Source organism: Aeromonas sp. HMWF016, from assembly GCF_963878195.1.
Taxonomy (GTDB): Bacteria; Pseudomonadota; Gammaproteobacteria; order Enterobacterales; family Aeromonadaceae; genus Aeromonas; species Aeromonas lacus.
This window is the reverse complement of the sequence record NZ_CAWNWX010000112.1, coordinates 99,243-119,420: the sequence shown is the minus strand read 5'-3', so window position 1 is coordinate 119,420 and position 20,178 is coordinate 99,243. Positions and strand designations below refer to the sequence as shown.

The 20,178-nt window shown below is 59.6% G+C and carries 20 protein-coding genes; 17 read left to right on the top strand and 3 right to left on the bottom strand.

Annotation, left to right across the window (positions count from 1 at the left end):
* Positions 1 to 297 precede the first annotated feature (297 nt).
* From glyA to AACS24_RS19410, 14 genes are all read left to right on the top strand, one after another.
* Positions 298 to 1,551: a serine hydroxymethyltransferase gene (gene glyA, locus AACS24_RS19475; protein WP_108571712.1), complete on the top strand. Its 1,254-nt coding sequence runs from the start codon at positions 298 to 300 to the stop codon at positions 1,549 to 1,551.
* 79 nt (positions 1,552 to 1,630) lie between these two features.
* On the top strand, positions 1,631 to 2,107 hold the full coding sequence (locus AACS24_RS19470; protein WP_108571711.1) for a hypothetical protein: 477 nt from the start codon (positions 1,631 to 1,633) through the stop codon (positions 2,105 to 2,107).
* Between the two features lie 135 nt (positions 2,108 to 2,242).
* On the top strand, positions 2,243 to 2,692 hold the full coding sequence (gene nrdR / locus AACS24_RS19465) for a transcriptional regulator NrdR (protein ID WP_033114135.1): 450 nt from the start codon (positions 2,243 to 2,245) through the stop codon (positions 2,690 to 2,692).
* Positions 2,693 to 3,009: 317 nt separating this feature from the next.
* The gene (ribD, locus tag AACS24_RS19460) at positions 3,010 to 4,119 is read left to right on the top strand and encodes a bifunctional diaminohydroxyphosphoribosylaminopyrimidine deaminase/5-amino-6-(5-phosphoribosylamino)uracil reductase RibD (RefSeq protein ID WP_108571710.1); all 1,110 of its coding nucleotides are present in this window, start codon (positions 3,010 to 3,012) and stop codon (positions 4,117 to 4,119) included.
* 55 nt (positions 4,120 to 4,174) lie between these two features.
* The gene (locus AACS24_RS19455) at positions 4,175 to 4,828 is read left to right on the top strand and encodes a riboflavin synthase (RefSeq protein ID WP_108571723.1); all 654 of its coding nucleotides are present in this window, start codon (positions 4,175 to 4,177) and stop codon (positions 4,826 to 4,828) included.
* 147 nt (positions 4,829 to 4,975) lie between these two features.
* Positions 4,976 to 6,085, top strand: a complete 1,110-nt coding sequence (gene ribBA, locus AACS24_RS19450) for a bifunctional 3,4-dihydroxy-2-butanone-4-phosphate synthase/GTP cyclohydrolase II (protein WP_108571709.1) — start codon at positions 4,976 to 4,978, stop codon at positions 6,083 to 6,085.
* 199 nt (positions 6,086 to 6,284) lie between these two features.
* The gene (ribH, locus tag AACS24_RS19445) at positions 6,285 to 6,755 is read left to right on the top strand and encodes a 6,7-dimethyl-8-ribityllumazine synthase (protein WP_033114139.1); all 471 of its coding nucleotides are present in this window, start codon (positions 6,285 to 6,287) and stop codon (positions 6,753 to 6,755) included.
* Between the two features lie 14 nt (positions 6,756 to 6,769).
* Positions 6,770 to 7,183, top strand: coding sequence for a transcription antitermination factor NusB (gene nusB / locus AACS24_RS19440; RefSeq protein ID WP_033114140.1), 414 nt, complete (start codon positions 6,770 to 6,772; stop codon positions 7,181 to 7,183).
* Between the two features lie 57 nt (positions 7,184 to 7,240).
* The gene (thiL, locus tag AACS24_RS19435; RefSeq protein WP_041207962.1) at positions 7,241 to 8,200 is read left to right on the top strand and encodes a thiamine-phosphate kinase; all 960 of its coding nucleotides are present in this window, start codon (positions 7,241 to 7,243) and stop codon (positions 8,198 to 8,200) included.
* Positions 8,197 to 8,691, top strand: coding sequence for a phosphatidylglycerophosphatase A family protein (locus tag AACS24_RS19430; RefSeq protein ID WP_108571708.1), 495 nt, complete (start codon positions 8,197 to 8,199; stop codon positions 8,689 to 8,691). The genes thiL and AACS24_RS19430 overlap by 4 nt, the downstream gene beginning before the upstream one ends.
* 486 nt (positions 8,692 to 9,177) lie before the next feature.
* Positions 9,178 to 10,902 carry a dipeptide ABC transporter ATP-binding protein gene (locus AACS24_RS19425; RefSeq protein ID WP_108571707.1) on the top strand — a complete coding sequence of 575 codons (1,725 nt, stop codon included), beginning with the start codon at positions 9,178 to 9,180 and terminating at the stop codon, positions 10,900 to 10,902.
* Between the two features lie 75 nt (positions 10,903 to 10,977).
* Entirely contained in the window at positions 10,978 to 12,534 is a 1,557-nt protein-coding gene (locus tag AACS24_RS19420; RefSeq protein ID WP_108571706.1) for an ABC transporter substrate-binding protein, read from the top strand.
* 99 nt (positions 12,535 to 12,633) lie between these two features.
* Positions 12,634 to 13,608 (top strand): ABC transporter permease, encoded by a 975-nt coding sequence (locus AACS24_RS19415; RefSeq protein ID WP_041207966.1) that lies wholly within the window; start codon positions 12,634 to 12,636, stop codon positions 13,606 to 13,608.
* A 4-nt stretch (positions 13,609 to 13,612) separates the two neighbouring features.
* Entirely contained in the window at positions 13,613 to 14,554 is a 942-nt protein-coding gene (locus tag AACS24_RS19410) for an ABC transporter permease (protein ID WP_041207967.1), read from the top strand.
* Positions 14,555 to 14,630: 76 nt separating this feature from the next.
* Here the strand turns inward: AACS24_RS19410 and dxs are convergent, their stop codons facing one another.
* From dxs to xseB, 3 genes are read right to left on the bottom strand one after another with little or no spacing between them, the layout of a single operon-like run.
* Positions 14,631 to 16,499: a 1-deoxy-D-xylulose-5-phosphate synthase gene (dxs, locus tag AACS24_RS19405; RefSeq protein ID WP_108571705.1), complete on the bottom strand. Its 1,869-nt coding sequence runs from the start codon at positions 16,497 to 16,499 to the stop codon at positions 14,631 to 14,633.
* Between the two features lie 21 nt (positions 16,500 to 16,520).
* Positions 16,521 to 17,411 carry a (2E,6E)-farnesyl diphosphate synthase gene (gene ispA / locus AACS24_RS19400; protein ID WP_108571704.1) on the bottom strand — a complete coding sequence of 297 codons (891 nt, stop codon included), beginning with the start codon at positions 17,409 to 17,411 and terminating at the stop codon, positions 16,521 to 16,523.
* Positions 17,412 to 17,663: an exodeoxyribonuclease VII small subunit gene (gene xseB, locus AACS24_RS19395; protein WP_041207970.1), complete on the bottom strand. Its 252-nt coding sequence runs from the start codon at positions 17,661 to 17,663 to the stop codon at positions 17,412 to 17,414.
* 209 nt (positions 17,664 to 17,872) lie between these two features.
* Between xseB and pomA the strand changes: the two genes are divergently transcribed.
* The 3 genes from pomA to greA all read left to right on the top strand — a co-directional run bounded on the left by pomA (position 17,873) and on the right by greA (position 20,156).
* Positions 17,873 to 18,631, top strand: coding sequence for a flagellar motor protein PomA (pomA, locus tag AACS24_RS19390; RefSeq protein WP_041207971.1), 759 nt, complete (start codon positions 17,873 to 17,875; stop codon positions 18,629 to 18,631).
* Between the two features lie 8 nt (positions 18,632 to 18,639).
* Positions 18,640 to 19,533, top strand: a complete 894-nt coding sequence (locus AACS24_RS19385; RefSeq protein ID WP_108571703.1) for a flagellar motor protein MotB — start codon at positions 18,640 to 18,642, stop codon at positions 19,531 to 19,533.
* 146 nt (positions 19,534 to 19,679) lie between these two features.
* Positions 19,680 to 20,156 (top strand): transcription elongation factor GreA, encoded by a 477-nt coding sequence (gene greA / locus AACS24_RS19380; RefSeq protein ID WP_041207974.1) that lies wholly within the window; start codon positions 19,680 to 19,682, stop codon positions 20,154 to 20,156.
* Positions 20,157 to 20,178: the final 22 nt, after the last annotated feature.

Sequence of the window (20,178 nt, the reverse complement as noted above, 5' to 3'; positions counted from 1 at the left end):
CCTCGGATGCATGGCTGCAATCAGCTCCATCATGATGAAATTTGTTTCGAATGAAGATGTTACCGGAAGGCTAACGGGATCGTTGTGATCCCCTTCTGGTTTTGCCCAGTTCAAAAGCAGGGTTGAATGAGACTTTTTGAGTCACGATTGCAGGCCGGGGCGGGCAGGCACTCCTGATTTTTACAACATAAATTCAACATTTTTTTAGGTGGTTGGACTGTCTCTTTGATCCAGCTCACGTTACAATGCGCGGGCCCACTTCACCTATCGCGCAAACGATTTTCAGGAGAGAAACGGATGTTGAAACGTGACATGACCATCGCCAATTATGATCCGCAATTGTGGCAGGCCATCACAGACGAAACCCGTCGTCAGGAAGAGCATATCGAGCTGATTGCGTCCGAGAACTACACCAGCCCCCGAGTCATGGAAGCCCAGGGCTCCCAGCTGACCAACAAGTACGCTGAAGGTTACCCCGCCAAGCGTTACTACGGTGGTTGCGAGTATGTGGATGTGGTTGAAACCCTGGCTATCGAGCGCGCCAAAGAGCTGTTCGGTGCCACCTACGCCAACGTGCAGCCGCACTCCGGCTCCCAGGCCAACAGCGCCGTCTACATGGCCCTGCTGCAGCCGGGCGACACCGTACTGGGCATGAACCTGGCCCACGGCGGTCACCTGACTCACGGCTCTCCGGTCAACTTCTCCGGCAAGCTGTACAACATCGTGCCTTACGGTATCGATGAGTCTGGCAAGATCGACTACGACGATATGGAGCGCCAGGCTGTCGAGCACAAGCCGAAGATGATGATCGGTGGCTTCTCCGCCTACTCCGGCATCGTTGACTGGGCCCGCATGCGTGAAATCGCCGACAAGGTGGGTGCCTACCTGTTCGTTGACATGGCCCACGTGGCAGGCCTCATCGCCGCTGGCGTCTATCCGAACCCGGTTCCCCACGCTCACGTGGTCACCTCCACCACCCACAAGACCCTGGCCGGTCCGCGTGGTGGTCTGATCCTCTCCGCCGCTGACGATGAGGAGCTCTACAAGAAGCTCAACTCTGCCGTCTTCCCGGGTGGTCAGGGTGGCCCGCTGATGCACGTCATCGCCGGTAAAGCCGTTGCCTTCAAAGAGGCGCTGGAGCCCGAGTTCAAGACCTATCAGGCTCAGGTCGTGAAAAACGCCAAGGCGATGGCTGCTACCTTCATCGAGCGCGGTTACAAGATCGTCTCCGGCGGTACCGACAACCACCTGATGCTGGTTGATCTGATCGGCCGCGAGCTGACCGGTAAGGATGCTGACGCTGCGCTGGGCAAAGCCAACATCACCGTCAACAAGAACTCCGTGCCCAACGACCCGCGCTCCCCGTTCGTCACCTCCGGTGTGCGGATCGGTACCCCGGCCATCACCCGCCGCGGTTTCAAGGAAGCCGAGTCCATCGAGCTGACCCACTGGATCTGCGACGTACTGGACAACCACGACAATGATGCCGTGCTGGCCACCGTACGCGAGAAGGTGCTGGATATCTGCCGCCGCTTCCCGGTGTATGGCTGATAAGTCAGACCGTCCGGTTTGAGACCAATGCCACCTTCGGGTGGCATTGTTTTTTATGGCGTTGGGCAACACGGGAGGAATGAGATTGAACCGCGAAGAGAAGATGCAGAGCGAAGAGGCACACTCCTGCGCAGAGCGGGACAAGGCGCTGGAGGCGGAGCTTCGGCTGGCAATCCGCGCCCAGTATCACTTTCGTGCCAGCGAGCAGGGGCTGCTGGCATGGGATGTACGGCGGCTGGTGCGACTGAGCCGTGATCTGCCGCGGCAGGCGGTGGCATTGAGCGACATTGCCGAGCTTGACCGCGATCACTGGTACGGTCATGGCAGCACCAGCCCCACGGTACGCAGCGTGGTCGAGCACTGCCAGCTCATCATGGCGGCGGATCTCGCCTATCCGATCATTCTCGATAGCGCCGGTCGGGTGATGGATGGCATGCACAGGGTCGGCAAGGCGCTGCTGCTGGGCCACAACCATATCGATGCGGTGCGGTTTATGGTCGATCCTGCCCCCGATTATCAGGATTGCGATCCCGATAGCCTGCCTTATGACGACTGAGTTGCCTCCTGGCAATAACGACTGGAAAAATCACGCTTTTGCGCTTTTTACCGCGGTTGGATGGCCGTGCTACACTGGCCGACCTAACACCCGCACCTGTGGCGGGTGCCCCGTTTTGTTAACGCCGGAGGTCAGATGCATTGCCCTTTCTGTAGTGCCGTTGATACCAAGGTGATCGATTCCCGTCTGGTGGCCGAAGGCCATCAGGTGCGCCGCCGTCGCGAATGCCTGCTCTGTCACGAGCGTTTTACCACCTTCGAGATGGCCGAGCTGGTGATGCCGCGGGTCATCAAGTCCAACGGTTCGCGCGAGCCGTTCAACGAGGACAAGCTGCGGGCCGGTATCCTGCGGGCGCTGGAGAAGCGTCCGGTGAGCATGGAAGCCATCGAAAAGGCGGTCAACCACATCAAGTCACGCCTGCGCGCTACCGGCGAGCGGGAAGTCGCCTCCCAGCTGGTGGGCAATTTGGTGATGGATGAACTCAAGGGATTGGACAAGGTGGCCTATATCCGCTTTGCCTCCGTCTATCGCAGCTTTGAAGATATCCGTGAGTTTGGCGAAGAGATCGCCAAGCTGGAGAAGTAACGGCTGCGAACCCCTCCCGGATCGGAGGGGGCATAATCGGCCGGGGCCGCCACGCTGGCTGCCGGCTGGCAAATGGACTGTTACGCCAGTGAAACATCCAAGCTGAGTATTGTTTCGCTGGTGAAAAAATATGAGGGCGTGCGACCGCAATCTGCGAGTCGGCGCCTGCCGCCATGGCAGGAGATGCCATGGCCGATCTGCCCGATGTTGTTGGCGATAAGATGGTGAGCTGCAAGAGGTAAGAGAACGCAACTCATCTTCTTGCCCCATCAGATTGCTGCACCACACGGGATACGTTGCTGGAAACAGGAGCCCGGATGTTTAGTCAAGATGATTACCAATGGATGAGTCGGGCCCTCGAGCTGGCCCGCCGCGGCCGTTACACCACGGCCCCCAACCCCTGCGTCGGCGCCGTGCTGGTCAAGGATGGCGTGGTGGTTGGCGAGGGGTGGCATCAGAAGGCGGGCGAGTCCCATGCCGAGGTCTACGCCCTGCGCGCCGCCGGTGACAACGCCCGTGGTGCCACCGCCTATGTGACCCTCGAACCCTGCTCCCACCACGGTCGTACTCCCCCCTGTGCCGAGGCGCTGATCAATGCCGGCGTGGCCCGGGTGGTGGCGGCCATGGTTGACCCGAATCCCCAGGTGGGCGGACGCGGCCTGCGCATGCTCTCCGAAGCTGGCATCAAGACCGATTTCGGCCTGCTGGCGAGCGAAGCGGAAGCGCTCAACCCGGGCTTTTTCAAGCGGATGCGTACCGCCTTCCCGCGAGTGACCGTCAAGCTGGGGGCCAGTCTCGATGGCCGCACCGCCATGGCGAGCGGCGAGAGCCAGTGGATCACCTCCCCGGATGCGCGCCGTGACGTGCAGCGGCTGCGTGCCCGCCACGATGCGGTGCTCTCCAGCGCCGAGACTGTGCTGGCCGATGGCGCCTCCCTGACCGTGCGCTGGGACGAGCTGCCCCCCTCGGTCAAGGCGAGCTATCCCAAAGAGACCCTGCGCCAGCCGCTGCGGGTCATCGTCGATTCGCAAAACCGGCTCACCCCCGACTTGCCGCTGTTCCAGAGCGAGAGTCCGGTGCTGCTGGCGCGTCACAAGGCGTCCGGCGAGTGGCCCGCGTGGGTGCAGCAGCTGGAGCTGCCGCTGCTGGATGGCAAGCTGGATCTGGTCAGCCTGTTCATGCTGCTGGCCAAACAGAATATCAACTCGGTACTGGTCGAGGCGGGCCCGCGGCTGTGCGGCGCTCTGCTGGAAAAGGGGCTGGTGGATGAGCTGGTGCTCTATCAGGCGCCCAAATTGATGGGCGATGAGGGGCGCGGCCTGTTCCATCTGCCCGGCCTGACCCGGCTGTTCCAGGCCCCCAAGCTCGCCATCAAGGATGTGCGCATGGTAGGGCCGGATATTCGCATTACCGCCAAAATAGCCTGATCTTTCAATGTTCAAGGGGGCAGCAGCTGCCCCCTTCATCAGCAAGGTGATCTGCATGTTTACCGGAATTATCGAAGCGGTGGGGACTCTGGCCGAGCTGCGCCGTCAGGGGGAGGACATGGCCCTTACCGTCCATGCCCCCGCACTGGATTTTAGCGACGTCAAACTGGGTGACTCCATCGCCACCAACGGCGTCTGCCTCACCGTCGTGGCGCTGGGCGACAAGCGCTATACCGCCGACGTGTCGCTGGAAACCCTCTCCCGTACCGGCTTTGCCGCCGCCAAGGTGGGCGATCGGGTCAACCTCGAGAAGGCGCTGATGCCCACCTCCCGCCTCGGCGGCCATCTGGTCTCCGGCCACGTGGACGGGGTAGGGGAAGTGAAAAGCGTCTCCAGCAGCGGCCGCGCCATCGAGTACTGGATCAAGGCGCCGGGGGAGCTCTCCCGCTACATCGCCGAGAAGGGCTCCATTGCGGTGGATGGCATCAGCCTTACCGTCAACGCGGTGCAGGGGGAGCTGTTCCGCCTGACCATCGTGCCCCACACCGCGCAGGAGACCACCATCGCCAGCTGGAAGCCGGGCCACAAGGTCAACCTCGAGGTCGATCAGATCGCCCGCTATCTGGAGCGGCTGATGATGGGCAAGAGTCAGGAGAGCTGCGCCTCCACCCTGACTCTGGACAAGCTGGCCAAGGCCGGTTTTCTCTGATGGTCGGGGGGCTGGCCCCGACCAAAACGATTTTCTGTGATCCCGCTCCGATTGAAATGGGGCCATGCGCCCCAATCTAGAGCAGCATATCTCGCATTCCCGTTGAGCCTGCGGGCTCAATCCCCAAATAGACAGATGGAGTAGCCCATGGCGCTGAGCACAACCCAGGAAATCATTGCCGACATAAAGGCTGGCAAGATGGTGATCCTGATGGATGACGAAGACAGGGAGAACGAAGGGGACCTCATCATGGCCGCCTCCTGCGTCCGTCCGGAGGATATCAACTTCATGGCCCGCTACGGCCGTGGCCTCATCTGCCTGACCCTGACCCGGGATCGCTGCAAGCAATTGGCGCTGCCGCTGATGGTGGATCGCAACAATGCCCAGTTCTCCACCGCCTTTACCGTCTCCATCGAGGCGGCAGAAGGGGTGACCACAGGTATCTCCGCCGCTGATCGCGCGGTGACCGTGCAGGCCGCCGTGGCGGCCAATGCCAAGGCGGCCGATCTGGTGCAGCCGGGCCACATTTTCCCGCTGATGGCGCAGGATGGCGGCGTGCTGACCCGTGCCGGCCACACCGAAGCGGGCTGCGATCTGGCCCGTCTGGCCGGTTTCGAGCCTGCCGCCGTCATCGTCGAGATCCTCAATGAAGATGGCACCATGGCGCGCCGCCCGGATCTGGAGCTGTTCGCCGAGGAGCACGGCATCAAGCTTGGCACCATCGCCGACCTTATCGAGTACCGTAACCAGCACGAGACCACGGTCGAGAAGGTGGCCGAATGCAAGCTGCCGACCGAGTTTGGCGAGTTTGATCTCATCACTTTCCGCGACACCATCGACAATCAGGTTCACTTCGCCCTGAAAAAGGGTGAGGTGCAGGCCGATCAGCCGACCCTGGTGCGGGTTCACCTGCACGACGTGCTGAGCGATCTGCTGCTGACCGATCGCCATGCCGCCCGCAGCTGGCCGCTGCCCAAATCCATGGCCCGCATTGCCGACGAGGGCGGGGTGCTGGTGATCCTGGGGGCGGAAGCCCACGGCGCCGAGCTGCTGGCCCGGGTCAGGGGCTTTGAAGCTGCCGACAAGGGGTTGGCGCCGGAAGGAGCCAAGTGGCAGGGCACTTCGCGCCGGGTAGGCGTCGGTTCCCAGATCCTCAAGGCCCTTGGCGTGAGCAAGATGCGCCTGTTGAGCTCGCCGAAGAAGTACCATGCCCTCGGTGGTTTCGGTCTGGAAGTGGTTGAATACATAGGCGAATAACAGCCACAGTTGCGGCTTGCCGAGGGCGTTATCCGTCCTCGGCAAGTCGTGGAGTATGCCGGCGCATGACCACGCCGGCCCGTTGAATTTGCGATCATGGCCGCTCGTTGCGGCCATGGTTTTTGTCGTGGGTCTGTTGTGCTAGAATGTGCGCACTTTTGACTCCGGCCCTTTTGCTTTCACAGATACAGGATTTCCAATGAAGGTTATCGAAGGAAACATTGCCGCTCCCGAGGCGCGCGTTGCCATTGTCGTTGCCCGTTTCAACAGCTTCATCAACGACAGCCTGGTGAGTGGTGCAGTAGACGTACTGAAGCGTCAAGGTCAAGTGCAGGACAGCAATCTGACTCTGGTGAAAGTACCGGGCGCAGTTGAAATGCCGCTGGTTATCAAGAAGCTGGCCAAGAGCGGCAAATATGACGCCATCGTGGCGGTCGGTACTGTCATCCGTGGCGGCACCTACCACTTCGATCTGGTGGCAAACGAGAACAGCAAAGGCATGGCCCAGGTGATGATGGAGTATGAAATCCCCGTCGCCTTCGGCGTGCTGACTACCGAAAACATTGAACAAGCCATCGAGCGTGCAGGTACCAAGGCGGGTAACAAGGGTGCAGAGGCTGCACTGGCAGCGCTTGAAATGATCAACGTCCTGAAAGAACTGGACGTGTAACGAGGAGAAATGCATTGAAACCGTCTGAGCGCCGTAAAGCCCGTCATTGCGCCACCCAGGCCATCTACCAGTGGCAGATGACCAAGGCCAACGTGGGTGACATCGAAGAGCAGTTCAAGATCGATCAGGACACCAAGGGTGTAGACCTGAACTACTTCCGCGATCTGCTGTTCGGGGTATCGCTCCACTGCAACGAGCTGGACAAGGTCTTCGCACCTTTCCTCTCCCGTCCGCTGGAAGAAGTGGACATGGTGGACAAGGCGATCCTGCGTCTGGCGACCTATGAGCTGACCCGTCGTGATGATGTGCCGCCGCGCGTGGTCATCAACGAAGCGATCGAGCTGGCCAAAGCCTTCGCCGCCGATGACAGCCACAAGTTTGTCAACGGTGTACTGGACAAGGTGATCAAGTCGCTGGACAAGCGCTGATAGCTGCGTTCATCAGCATCTAATAGAGGAGCCAGCTTATCGCTGGCTTTTTACTGTATGGGTGAATTCGAGCTGATTGATAAGTACTTCAAGGTCCCCCACGCCCGCAAGGACGTGGTGATGGGCCCTGGAGACGATTGCGCCCTGCTGACCCTGCCCCCCGACACCCAGCTGGCGGTGAGCACGGATACCCTGGTCAGCGGCGTGCACTTCTTCCCCGACATGGATCCGGTCGATCTCGGCTACAAGGCGCTGGCGGTCAATCTCTCCGATCTCGCCGCCATGGGGGCCGAGCCGCGCTGGGTCTCGCTGGCGCTGACGCTGCCGGCCATCAACGAAAGCTGGGTTGCCGGCTTTGCCGAAGGATTCCTGGAGCTCGCCGAGTACTACAACGTGGCGCTGGTGGGCGGGGACATGACCCGCGGGCCGCTCTCCATCACGGTGTCGGTCAAGGGGTCGGTGCCTGCCGGTCGCGCCCTGATGCGCAGCGGTGCCAAAGCCGGTGACGGCATCTATGTCACCGGCACTCTGGGGGATGCCGCCCTGGCGCTCTCCCACCTGCTGGGCAAACGCACCCTCAACGAGAACCAGTTGGCGGCCGTGCTGCCGCGCCTCGACCACCCTCATCCCCGCATTCTGGCCGGACAGGCACTGCGCGGACTGGCGGGCAGTGCGCTGGATCTCTCCGACGGTCTGGCATCGGATCTTGGCCATATCCTCAAGGCGTCCGGTGTGCGGGCCCAGATCGACCTCGATCTGCTGCCGCTCTCGCCGGTGCTGCAGGATGCGGTGAGCGAGCAGGATGCGTGGCAGCTAGCGCTGGCCGGCGGCGATGACTACGAGCTCTGCTTCACCGTACCGCAGGAGCATCACGGCGCGCTCGATACCGCGCTGGCCCACAGCGGGGTCAAGTTTACCCGTATCGGCCGCATCGTGGCGGGTGAACCGGGCATCGAGTACCTGCGTGGCGAGCAGCCGGTCGAGCTGCAACTGAAAGGGTGGGATCACTTCGCATGAGTCTGTTCACGATAAAGCCCGAGCTGAAACGACTGGATCTGAAGAATCCGCTCCACTTTCTGGCGGTGGGCTTTGGCTCCGGTCTCTCCCCCAAGGCGCCGGGCACCATGGGAACGATCGCCGCCATCCCGCTCTACCTGCTGGTGAGTGGGCTGCCAACCCACTGGTTTATCGCCCTGCTGGTGGTGGGTTTCCTGATCGGTATCCGCATCTGCCAGAGCGCCACCGATGCCATCGGCATACCGGATCACGGCGCCATCGTCTGGGACGAGGTGATCGGCTTTGGCGTCACCATGATAGCTGCGCCGGCCGGTTGGGAGTGGGTACTGGCGGGCTTCCTGCTGTTTCGCCTGTTCGATGTGCTCAAACCCTGGCCCATCTCCTGGTTTGATCGCCGTATCCACGGCGGCCTTGGCATCATGCTGGACGATCTGATCGCCGCTCTGTTCGCCCTCATTTGTATGCAATTACTGGCCGCCTGGCTCGCTTGATTGCCCTCTCCCGGGGAGTGACTGTTACAGCTCTCCCCGATTTATATCTGCCTAATTTTCATTCATCGGCATATGCTGCCGTATATCATCCATTTCACATAAATATTCACTACTCATTCGGGGCCTTACCGCGAACAGAGAATAGTGATAAATGCTGCTTGTTGCGTTCTTGTTGAAATTAAAGTAATGCTAGCGGTAGGTATATGGATATGCGGGCCGTTTTTGTGACTATAGTCATCATTTTTCGCTATGGAAATGGTGGTTATCTGCGCAAAACATTGCGGAATTGTATAACTCAATCATTTACACCCGTGGGCAAACCGTCTAATTTACTCGCGGGTTATTCCAAAAAAATGCAAAAAACCCGCCCGGATCGCTGGTTTAACTGCTACACGGATTGAGCATTAATTGCCCTGAGCAGCACCGGCATCTGCGGCCGATTTATGGACGAATTATTTGGGACGGATGTCCCCCGCAGAGGTAAACATGTCCTTGCTCGAAGTAAAGAACTTGCGGATCGAGTATCCCTCCCGCTACGGGGTACTGGCCGCAGTGAAGGATCTCTCTTTCTCCATCGAAAAAGGGGAGATTGTCGGCGTCGTGGGTGAGTCCGGTGCCGGCAAATCCACCATCGGCAACGCCGTCATCGATCTCCTGAGCCCGCCCGGTCGCATCGCCCGTGGCGACATCTACCTCAATGGCGAGCTTATCTCTGGCAAGAGCCAGAACGAGATGCGGGCCATCCGTGGTTCACGCATCGGTTTTATCTTTCAGGATCCGATGACCTCCCTCAACCCGCTGTTCACCGTTGAACACCAGCTGGTCGAGACCATCCTGGCCAACACCGATCTGTCACGCGAAGCGGCCTTTGCCAAGGCGCTTGATCTGATGAAGGCGGTCGGTATCCCGAGCCCGGAGCTGCGCATCAAGCAGTATCCGCACCAGTTCTCCGGTGGCATGCGCCAGCGGGTGGTGATCGCCATCGCCCTCTCCGGCGATCCTGAACTCATCATCGCCGACGAGCCGACCACGGCGCTGGACGTCTCCATTCAGGATCAGATCCTCCAGCTTATCCGCACCCTCTGCAAGGAGCGTCAGGTGGGCTGCATGCTGGTGACCCACGACATGGGCGTGGTCTCCAACGTGACCGACAAGGTGGCGGTGATGTATCGCGGCGATCTGGTGGAGTTTGGCCGCACCGAGCAGGTGCTGGGCAGCCCTAATCACCCCTATACCCGCAGCCTCATCTCGGCGGTGCCTCGCTCCGACGTGAAGCTGGTGCGCTTCCCGCTGGTCTCCTATATCGAGGATGCCAGCGCGCCGGATACCAATATCGACCTCAAGACCCACTGGCTCGGTCAGAGTCAGGACGAGCGAGCCTATGAAGGGGCGCTGCTGCGGGTGGAGAACGTCGATCTGAAGTTCGTTACCAAGGACTCCATCTTCCCGAGCCGCCGCCAGTATGTGCGTGCCTGCAACAACATCAGCTTCGAGATCTTCGAGGGTGAAACCTTCGGTCTGGTGGGGGAGTCCGGCTCCGGTAAATCGACCATTGCCCGCGCCATCACCGGTCTCTATCCGCCTGATACCGGAAAAATCGTCTTTGAGGGGATCGATCTGACTGCCCTCAAGAGCGAGCGCGAGCGCCGCCCCCTGCGTCGCCAGATGCAGATGGTGTTCCAGAACCCCTATTCGTCGATGAACCCGCGGATGAAGGTGCGCGACATCATCGCCGAGCCGATCCGCTTTCACCAGCTGGCGAGCAGCGAGAGCCAGATCGAGGGGATTGTCGGGGATCTGCTCGATCACGTTGGCCTTGGCCGCGGAGCCGGGGTCAAGTATCCCCACGAGTTCTCCGGCGGTCAGCGCCAGCGTATCTCGATTGCCCGTGCGCTGGCGACTCGCCCCCGTTTTCTCATCTGCGACGAGCCGACCTCGGCGCTGGATGTGTCGGTACAGGCCCAGATCCTCAACCTGCTCAAGGATCTGCAGCAGGAGCTCAAGCTCACCATGCTGTTCATCAGCCACGATCTGCCGGTGATCCGCCAGATGTGCGACCGCATCGGGGTGATGCAGCACGGTCATCTGGTGGAAGTGGCCGAGACCGAGAAACTCTTTACCAATGCCGAGCATGAGTACAGCCGCAAGCTGATCTCCCTCATGCCGGAGTTCAAGGGAATGTCCCGCGAGGGGCTGGAAATCGCAAGCTAGGAGAGCGCCGGTGCGCCGGATGGTCGCTCAAACCCGTTGTTCGTTAATAAAAAAGCCAAAAGCATGGAGAAAAAGATGAAGAAAGGATTTTCCAAGATTGCCCTGGCGCTGTTTGCCGCCGGTTTCGCCTTCAGCGTTTCTGCCGCTGATATCAAGGTAGGCGTCGCCTCCGATGCTACCTCGCTGGATCCGCAGGAGCAGCTCTCCGGTCAGACCCTGGAGATGTCGCACCTGGTATTCGATCCCCTGATGCGTTACACCCAGGATCTGAAATTCGAGCCGCGTCTGGCCGAGAAGTTCGAGCGTGTCGATGACAAGACCGTCCGCTTCCACCTGCGCAAGGGTGTCAAGTTCCACTCCGGTAACGACTTTACTGCCGATGATGTGGTATGGACCGTCAACCGTCTGAAGTCCTCCGTCGACTTCAAGGCGATCTTCGACCCCATCGTTGAAGTGAAGAAGGTAGATGACTACACCGTCGATCTGATCACCGCCAAGCCGTTCCCGCTGATCCTGCAGACCGTCACCTACATCTTCCCGATGGATTCCAAGTTCTACACCGGCAAGACCGAAGCGGGCAAAGACAAGGCCGAGATCGTCAAGAACGGTGACTCCTATGCCTCTACCCACGTCTCCGGTACTGGCCCGTTCACCGTCAAGTTCCGCGAGCAGGGCGTGAAGCTCGATTATGCCCGCAACCCCAACTACTGGGACAAGGCCTCCAAGGGTAACGTCGAGAACCTGACCGTGGTGCCGATCAAGGAAGACGCGACCCGTGTAGCCGCGCTGCTGGGTGGTGATGTGGACGTGATCTACCCGGTTGCGCCGAACGATCTGGAGCGCGTGAAGAATGGCAAGGACTCCCAACTGGTCACCCTGTCCGGTACCCGCGCCATCATCATCGAGCTGAACCAGAACACCAACCCGGCGCTGAAAGACAAGCGCGTGCGTCAGGCGATCAACTACGCCATCAACCAGGTGGGTATCGTCGAGAAGATCAACAAGGGCTTTGGTACCCCAGCCGGCCAGCTGAGCCCGAAAGGCTATGCCGGTCACAACGAAGCGCTGGTGCCCCAGTATGATCTGGCCAAAGCCAAGCAGCTGATGAAAGAAGCAGGTCACGAGAAGGGCTTCAAGATGACCTTCATCGCTCCGGCAGCCCGTTACGTCAACGACGTCAAGATTGCCCAGGCTGTCTCCGCCATGCTGGCCAAGATCAACATCAAGGTGGATCTGAAGACCATGCCGGTGGCCCAGTACTGGCCGGAGTTTGACAAGTGCGCCGCCGACATGCAGATGATTGGCTGGCACTCCGACACTGAAGATACCGCGAACTTCTTCGAGTTCCTGACCTTCACCAAGGATGCCAAGACCGGTATGGGTCAGTACAACTGCGCCGGCTATGCCAACGCAGAGGCTGACAAGCTGATCGAACAGGCCAACGCCGAGACCGATCCGGCCAAGCGTGCCGAGATGCTGAAGAAGGTTGAAGCCATGGTGATCGAGGATGCTGCCTACGTGCCGTTGCACTGGGAAGATCTGGCCTATGGTGCCAAGAAGAACGTCGACATCAAGCCGGTGGTCAACGTGATGAACTTCCCTTACTTCGGCGATCTGGTGGTCGGCAAGTAAGCGAACGCCACAAGGAAGGACGGGGCGGGGTGGTCAGCTGGCCACTCCGCCTGCTAACAGAAGCCTGTGCCACGACACAGGCCACGTAGAAGGACAAGCATGTTTACATTCCTGCTGAAACGGTTCTATCAGGCCGTGATAGTGATGTTCGTCATCAGCCTGGTCGCCTTCTCCATCCAGGACAACCTGGGGGATCCGTTGCGCGAGCTGGTGGGACAATCCGTCTCCGAAGCCCAGCGCCACGAATTGCGCGAGAAGATGGGCCTCAACGATCCCTTCCTCGTCAAATACAGCCGCTTTTTGAAAAATGCGGTGCACGGGGATCTGGGCACTTCCTACTTTTTCAAGCGACCGGCTCTTGAGGTGATCCTCGACAAGCTGGTAGCTACCCTTGAGCTGGTCTTTGCCGCCGCACTGATCATCGTCGTGGTCTCCATTCCGCTGGGTGTCTACTCGGCGATCCGGCCGCGCAGCATTCCCACCAAGATCATCATGGCGGGGAGCAGTATCGGCATTTCGATCCCGGTGTTCCTGACCGCCATCATGTTGATGTATCTCTTCTCCATCCAGCTGGGCTGGCTGCCAGCCTATGGCCGTGGCGAGACCCGTAATCTGCTGGGCTGGGAGTCGGGCTTCTTCACCTGGGACGGCATCAAGCACCTGATCCTGCCTGCGGTGTCGCTCTCTTCCATCATGCTGCCGCTGTTTATCCGGCTGGTGCGCTCCGAGATGCTGGAGCAGCTCTCATCCGAGTACGTCAAATTCGCCCGCGCCAAGGGGCTGGACAACAACAAGGTCTACTACCAGCACGCCCTGAAGAACACCATGCTGCCGGTCATTACCGTCGGTGGTGTGCAGATCGGCACCATGGTGGCCTACACCATCCTTACCGAGAGCGTGTTCCAGTGGCCGGGGACCGGCTTCCTGTTCCTCGAGGCGATCCACCGGGTCGATACCCCGCTGATCACCGCCTACGTCATCTTCGTGGGACTGATCTTTGTGGTAACCAATACTCTGGTCGACCTGCTCTACGGGTTGATCAACCCGACCGTTAACCTGACTGCCAAGGGGTAAGCGCATGACTAATGCTGTAACTGCAAGCCCAAGCCGTTGGGCACGTTTCAAGAACTCCGACATCGTCTACTACTTCCTGCGGGACAAGGTAGCCATGTTCAGCTTTGCGGTGTTCGTGGTGTTCGTGGTGGCTGCCTTGCTGGCTCCCTGGATCGCTCCGCACAACGTCTATGACCAGACCAGCTTTGACCTGATGGATGCCGAACTGCCTCCTTCATGGCTGGATGGCGGCGAGGAGCGCTTCTGGCTCGGCACCGACAACCAGGGACGGGATATCTGGAGCACCATCCTCTATGGTGCCCGTATCTCCCTCACCATTGGTCTGTTTGCGGTGGGGCTGCAGCTCGTGCTGGGGATCGTCATCGGCCTGATCGCAGGCTACTTTGGCGGTCGTATCGATAACCTCTTGATGCGCTTTGCCGACGTGCAGCTGTCGTTCTCCACCATGATGGTGGCGATCATCATCTCCGCCATCTTTCAGGCGACCTTTGGCTCCGAGTTCTACTCGCGCTTTGCCATCGTGATGCTGGTGGTGATCATCGGGATAGCCGAGTGGCCGCAGTACGCCCGTACCGTGCGCGCCTCGGTGCTGGCCGAGAAGAAGAAGGAGTATGTGGAGGCAGCCAAGGTGATGGGGTTCCGCGCCCCGCGCATCATGTTCCGCCACATTCTGCCCAACTGCCTGTCGCCGATTCTGGTTATCTCCACCGTGCAGGTGGCCAACGCCATCATGAGTGAGGCCGCACTCTCCTTCCTCGGTTTGGGGATGCCGGTTGATCAGCCCTCGCTTGGTTCGCTTATCAGCGTCGGCTTCAACTACATCTTCTCCGGCTCCTGGTGGATCACCGCCTTCCCGGGCATCTGTCTGGTGGTGCTGGTGCTGGTCATCAACTTGCTGGGTGACTGGCTGCGGGATGTATTTAACCCCAAGATCTACAAAGGGTAATTCGGGCCAGAAACGCAAAAACAAAAGAAGGGCGCCAGTGAGGCGCCCTTCTTTTGTTTGATAGCTTTAAGCGTTATCAGGCTTGCATCCAGCTTTCGATGCTGCGCTGGATACCTGCATCGTCCAGACCGAGCAGGGCATAGATCTCCTGCTGGGTACCCTGTTCCACGAAGCGATCCGGCAGGCCGAGGTTGAGCACCGGCTTGCACTGTTTGCTGCGCATCAGCAGCTCGTTCACTGCCGAACCGGCTCCACCCATGATGGCGTTGTCTTCGAGGGTGACGAAGTGATCGTGGCTGGCCGCCAGCGACAGCACCAGCGCCTCATCCATCGGCTTGACGAAGCGCATGTCCACCAGAGTGGCATCAAGCGCTTCGGCCGCTGCTTTGGCGTGTTGCAGCAGGGTGCCAAACGCCAGAATGGCGGTGCCTTTGCCCTCTCGAATGATGCGTCCCTTGCCAAGCGCCAGCGCCTGCATCTCCTGCGAGATGGGTGCATCGCTCAGGCTGCTGCCACGTGGGTAGCGCACCGCGGCTGGCCCCTGATGACGGTAGCCGGTATAGAGCATCTGACGGCATTCGTTCTCGTCGGAGGGGGTCATGATCACCATGTTGGGCACGGTGCGCAGGAAGCTGATGTCGAACGCACCCTGATGGGTCGGGCCGTCAGCGCCCACCAGACCGGCCCGGTCGATGGCGAACAGCACCGGCAGCTCCTGCAGAGCCACGTCGTGGATCACCTGATCGTAAGCACGTTGCAGGAAGCTCGAATAGATGGCGACCACCGGCTTCTTGTCAGCGATGGCGAGACCGGCAGCAAAGGTAACCGCGTGCTGCTCGGCAATGGCCACATCGAAGTAGCGCTCCGGATACTGCTGGCTGAATTTCACCAGCCCCGAGCCCTCGCGCATGGCTGGGGTGATACCGACCAGCTTCTCGTCTTTAGCCGCCATGTCGCATAGCCACTGGCCAAAGATGGCCGAGAAGGTGGGTTTGGCACCGCTCGCCTTGGGCAGGGCGCACTCGTCCGGATTGAACTTGGGCACGGCGTGATAACCGATGGGGTCTTTTTCGGCGGGCTCGTAACCCTTGCCTTTCTTGGTCTTGACGTGAAGCAACTGCGGGCCCTTGAGGTTGCGCATGTTGCGCAGGGTCTCGACCAGCGCCTCGATATCGTGACCGTCGATGGGGCCGATGTAGTTGAAGCCGAACTCTTCGAACAGGGTGCCGGGCACCACCATCCCCTTGAGGTGCTCCTCGGCCCGCTTGGCCAGCTCCTTGACCGGCGGCAGACCGGCCAGCACCTTCTTGCCGCCTTCGCGGATGGTGGTGTAGAGCTTGCCGGACATGACCCGGGCAAGATGGTTGTTGAGCGCGCCGACGTTCTCGGAGATGGACATCTCGTTGTCGTTGAGGATCACCAGCATGTCTTTATGGACATCGCCGGCGTGGTTGAGCGCTTCAAAAGCCATCCCCGCCGTGATGGCGCCATCACCGATCACCGCAACGACCTTGCGGCCCAGCCCTTCACTCTCGGCGGCAACTGCCATACCGAGTGCGGCACCGATGGAGGTGCTGGAGTGGCCGACGGAGAGCACGTCGTACTCGCTCTCGCCACGCCAGGGGAAGGGGTGCAGACCATCCTTCTGACGGATGGTGTGGATCTGGTCACGGCGTCCGGTCAGGATCTTGTGGGGATAGGCCTGATGGCCCACGTCCCAGATCAGCCGATCGAACGGGGTGTTGTAGACGTAGTGCAGGGCTACGGTCAGTTCGACCGTGCCGAGCCCGGAGGCAAAGTGTCCGCTGGAGCGGCTGACGGAGCGCAGCAGATATTCGCGCAGCTCGTTGCACAGCACCGGTAGCCGCTCTTTGGGCAGGGAACGCAGCTCTATCGGGGTGTCCGCGAGGGCCAGATTGGGGAAATTGCTAATATCAACGCTCATTTTTTAACTGTTATCCAGCGTTTAGTGGGTTCGCTCGATGATGTAATCGGCGAACGCTTCCAGAATGTCGGTATTGTAGGGCAAGGATTGCAGGGCTGTTAAGGCTTTACCGTGCAGTTCGCGAGCCAGCTCACGGGCGTTTTCGAGTCCAAGCAGGGCCGGATAGGTACTCTTCTCCAGCGCCAGATCGGAGCCCTGTGGTTTGCCCAGGGTGGCGGTGTCACCGGTGATGTCGAGAATGTCATCCTGCACCTGGAAGGCGAGGCCGATGGCGGAAGCATAGGTTTGCAGTGCCGTCAGGGTCGCTTCGTCCACATTCTCCTTGCACAGGGCGCCAAGAGTGACGGCGCATTCGATGAGTGCCCCCGTCTTGTGGCGGTGTACCTGCTCCAGCTCGGCGAGCGAGATCTGGCGCCCCTCTGCCTGCAGATCCAGCGCCTGACCGCCGCACATACCGAGATAACCGGAAGCGCGGGCGAGGGTGCTCAGCATGCGCACCCGGTTGGCCAGCAGTGTCTCGGGCATGGGATGATCGGCCAAAATGGAGAACGCCAGCGTTTGCAGGGCATCACCGGCCAGAATCGCGGTGCCTTCATCGAATGCCTTGTGAACGGTCGGCTGGCCGCGACGCAAATCGTCGTCATCCATGGCGGGCAGATCGTCGTGCAGCAGCGAGTAGGCGTGGATGCACTCCACAGCTGCGGCCGGGCCATCGAGCAGTTCGCTCTTTACCCCCAGCATCTCGCCAACCGCGTAGACCAGAAAGGGGCGAACCCGCTTGCCACCCAGCAGCAAGCCATATTTCATGGCATCGCGCAGGCGCGGTGCCATGGCGGGCAAGGATTCAAGTTGTGCTGACAGACAGTCGTCAATACGCTGACGATGCAGACGGGAAAAATGGTCCAGCGCCACTCACTCTTCTCCTTGTTCTGGCTGGAAGGGGGCAAGCTGGTCACTGCCATCGGCTTTGCTCAGCAGGATCTGGATCTTCTGTTCTGCCTGTTCCAGCTTCTGCTGGCCGGCACGCACCAGATGGACTCCTTGCTCGAACTGCTTGAGCGCCTCTTCCAGCGGGAGGGAACCTTGCTCCAGCTGATGAACGATGGTTTCCAGCTCTTCCAGAGTGGCATCAAAACTCAGGCGGTCGATTTTTTTACTGGCCATGTCCATCCTCGGGGATTGAAAAAAACGGCTTATATTAACATCGACCGCCCACCGGGGGGAGGCTGAAAACGCCAGAGCCGCAAACTCTCGACAAATCGGTCGATAATGAGCCGCCTCTCCCTTCGGATGGAAACTTGCTGCCGGGGCCGCAATAGCAGAAAATTCAACGGCGTATAATAGTGCGTCAGCACAGATGACAGGAGTAGGACGTGGATCTAGGCAGTCTGATAGGCATAGTGCTGGGCTTCGGGGTGGTGATATATGGCATGCTGCTGGGTGGCCCCGTCACCATGTATGTGGACATGCCCTCCGTCTATATCACCATTCTGGGCTCCATCTTTATCGCCATGATGAAGTTCAACCTTGGCCAGTTCCTGATGGCGTTCAAGGTGGCCGGCAAAGCCTTTATGTACAAGGGCGACAAGCTGGAAGATCTCATTACCAAGGCGGTTGAGCTGGCCGATGCATCCCGCAAGGGTGGCTTTCTGGCGCTGGAAGCGGCGGAAATCCCCAATCCCTTCATGAAAAAAGGGATCGATATGCTGGTGGATGGTCACGATGCCGATGTGGTGCGTGGCGTGCTGGAGAAGGATATCGAGCTGACCTCCGAGCGTCATGTCATCGCCATCAAGGTGTTCCGCACTCTGGGGGATCTCGGCCCGGCCATGGGTATGATAGGTACGCTGGTGGGGTTGGTGGCCATGCTGGCAAACATGAGCGATCCCAAGTCTATCGGCCCGGCCATGGCGGTGGCATTGCTCACGACCCTGTATGGCGCCATCGAGGCCAACATGATCGCGATTCCCATTGCCGACAAGCTGGAGCTGCGCAGTGGTGAGGAGCGACTCTGCCGTACGCTGATCCTCGATGCCATCATGGGTATTCAGGATGGCCAGAATCCGCGGGTGATCCAGACCATGCTGCAGAACTATTTGCATCAATCCAAACGCAATAACGGCGCGGAGTAGGGGGCTTTATGTCCAAATGCAAATGTCCGCCACCGGGGTTGCCCGGTTACATGGGGACTTTCGCCGATCTGATGTCGCTATTGATGTGCTTTTTCGTGCTGCTGCTCTCGTTTGCCGAGATGGACGTACAGAAGTTCAAGCAGATTGCCGGTTCCATGGAGAAGGCATTCGGCGTGCAGAATATTCTGGAAGTGAAGGATATTCCCAAGGGGACCTCGGTGATTGCCCAGGAGTTTCGGCCGGGCCGGCCGGAGCCGACCCCCATCGATACCATCATGCAGCAGACCATCGACATGACCCAGACCGAGCTTGAGTTTCTACCCGGCGAGTCGGATCAGGCTGGCGGGCAGGACAAAATCGATGGCAAGCAGACCGGTGGCGATACGGCTCAGGATGCGCACCAGGCGCAGCAGCAATCCAATGAACTGGCCAAAGCGCTCGCCGAACAGATGAAGTCGCAGATCCAGGATGGTGCGATTGAAATCGAGGCGCTGGGTCAGCAGATCATCATCAGGATCCGGGAGAAGGCGTCATTTCCTGCCGGATCGGCTTTTCTGCAGCCCCAGTTCTGGCCGGTTATCCGTAAAGTTGCCGAGTTGCTCAAGGATGTACCGGGGGAGATCACCATCTCTGGCCACACCGATAACGTGGCAACTCATGACGAGCTGTTCCAGTCAAACTGGGAGCTTTCAACCCAGCGTGCGGTAGCGGTTGCTCACCAGATGATCAAGGTGCCCGGCTTCGATCAGGGGCGGCTGGTGGTGCAGGGGATGGCAGATTCCCAGCCGCTGGTGCCCAACAATACCCCGGAGAACCGGCGGGCGAATCGGCGCGTGGAGATCTCCATCATGCAGGGCAAGCCCACAGTCTCGTCACCTATCTCAGTGCCGAAAGCAGAGTGATGATGAGTCGCAAAGCGAGATCTGCATCAGGGGGCTGACATGGATTTTGTGCCGGCTTCATATTAAGATGCCCTATCCGAACCGACTGCTGCGGCTTTCTTGCTGATCGCCGCAGCTTCTATTTTCAAGCAACCCAGGTTTCGACTATGAACCATACTCCGATGACTGTTCGCGGTGCTGAGAAGCTGCGCGAAGAGCTCGAATATCTCAAGACCGAGCTGCGTCCCCAGATTATCGAAGCGATTGCCGATGCCCGTGAGCACGGTGATCTGAAGGAAAACGCCGAATACCATGCTGCCCGCGAGCAGCAGGGGTTCTGTGAAGGCCGCATTCAGGAGATTGAAGCCAAGCTCTCCAATGCCCAGGTGATCGATGTCACCAAGATGACCAACAATGGCCGCATCATTTTTGGCGCGACCGTGACCCTGCTCAAGAGCGAGACAGAGGAAGAGGTTGTCTACCGCATCGTGGGTGATGATGAGGCCGACATCAAACAGAACCTTATCTCCGTCAATTCACCGATTGCCCGCGCCTTGATCGGCAAGGAAGTTGACGATGTGGCCATCGTCAAGACTCCGGCTGGTGACGTGGAGTACGAAGTGCTGGAAGTCGCTTATCTCTAAGCGCTGCAGTATTTGATGGGAC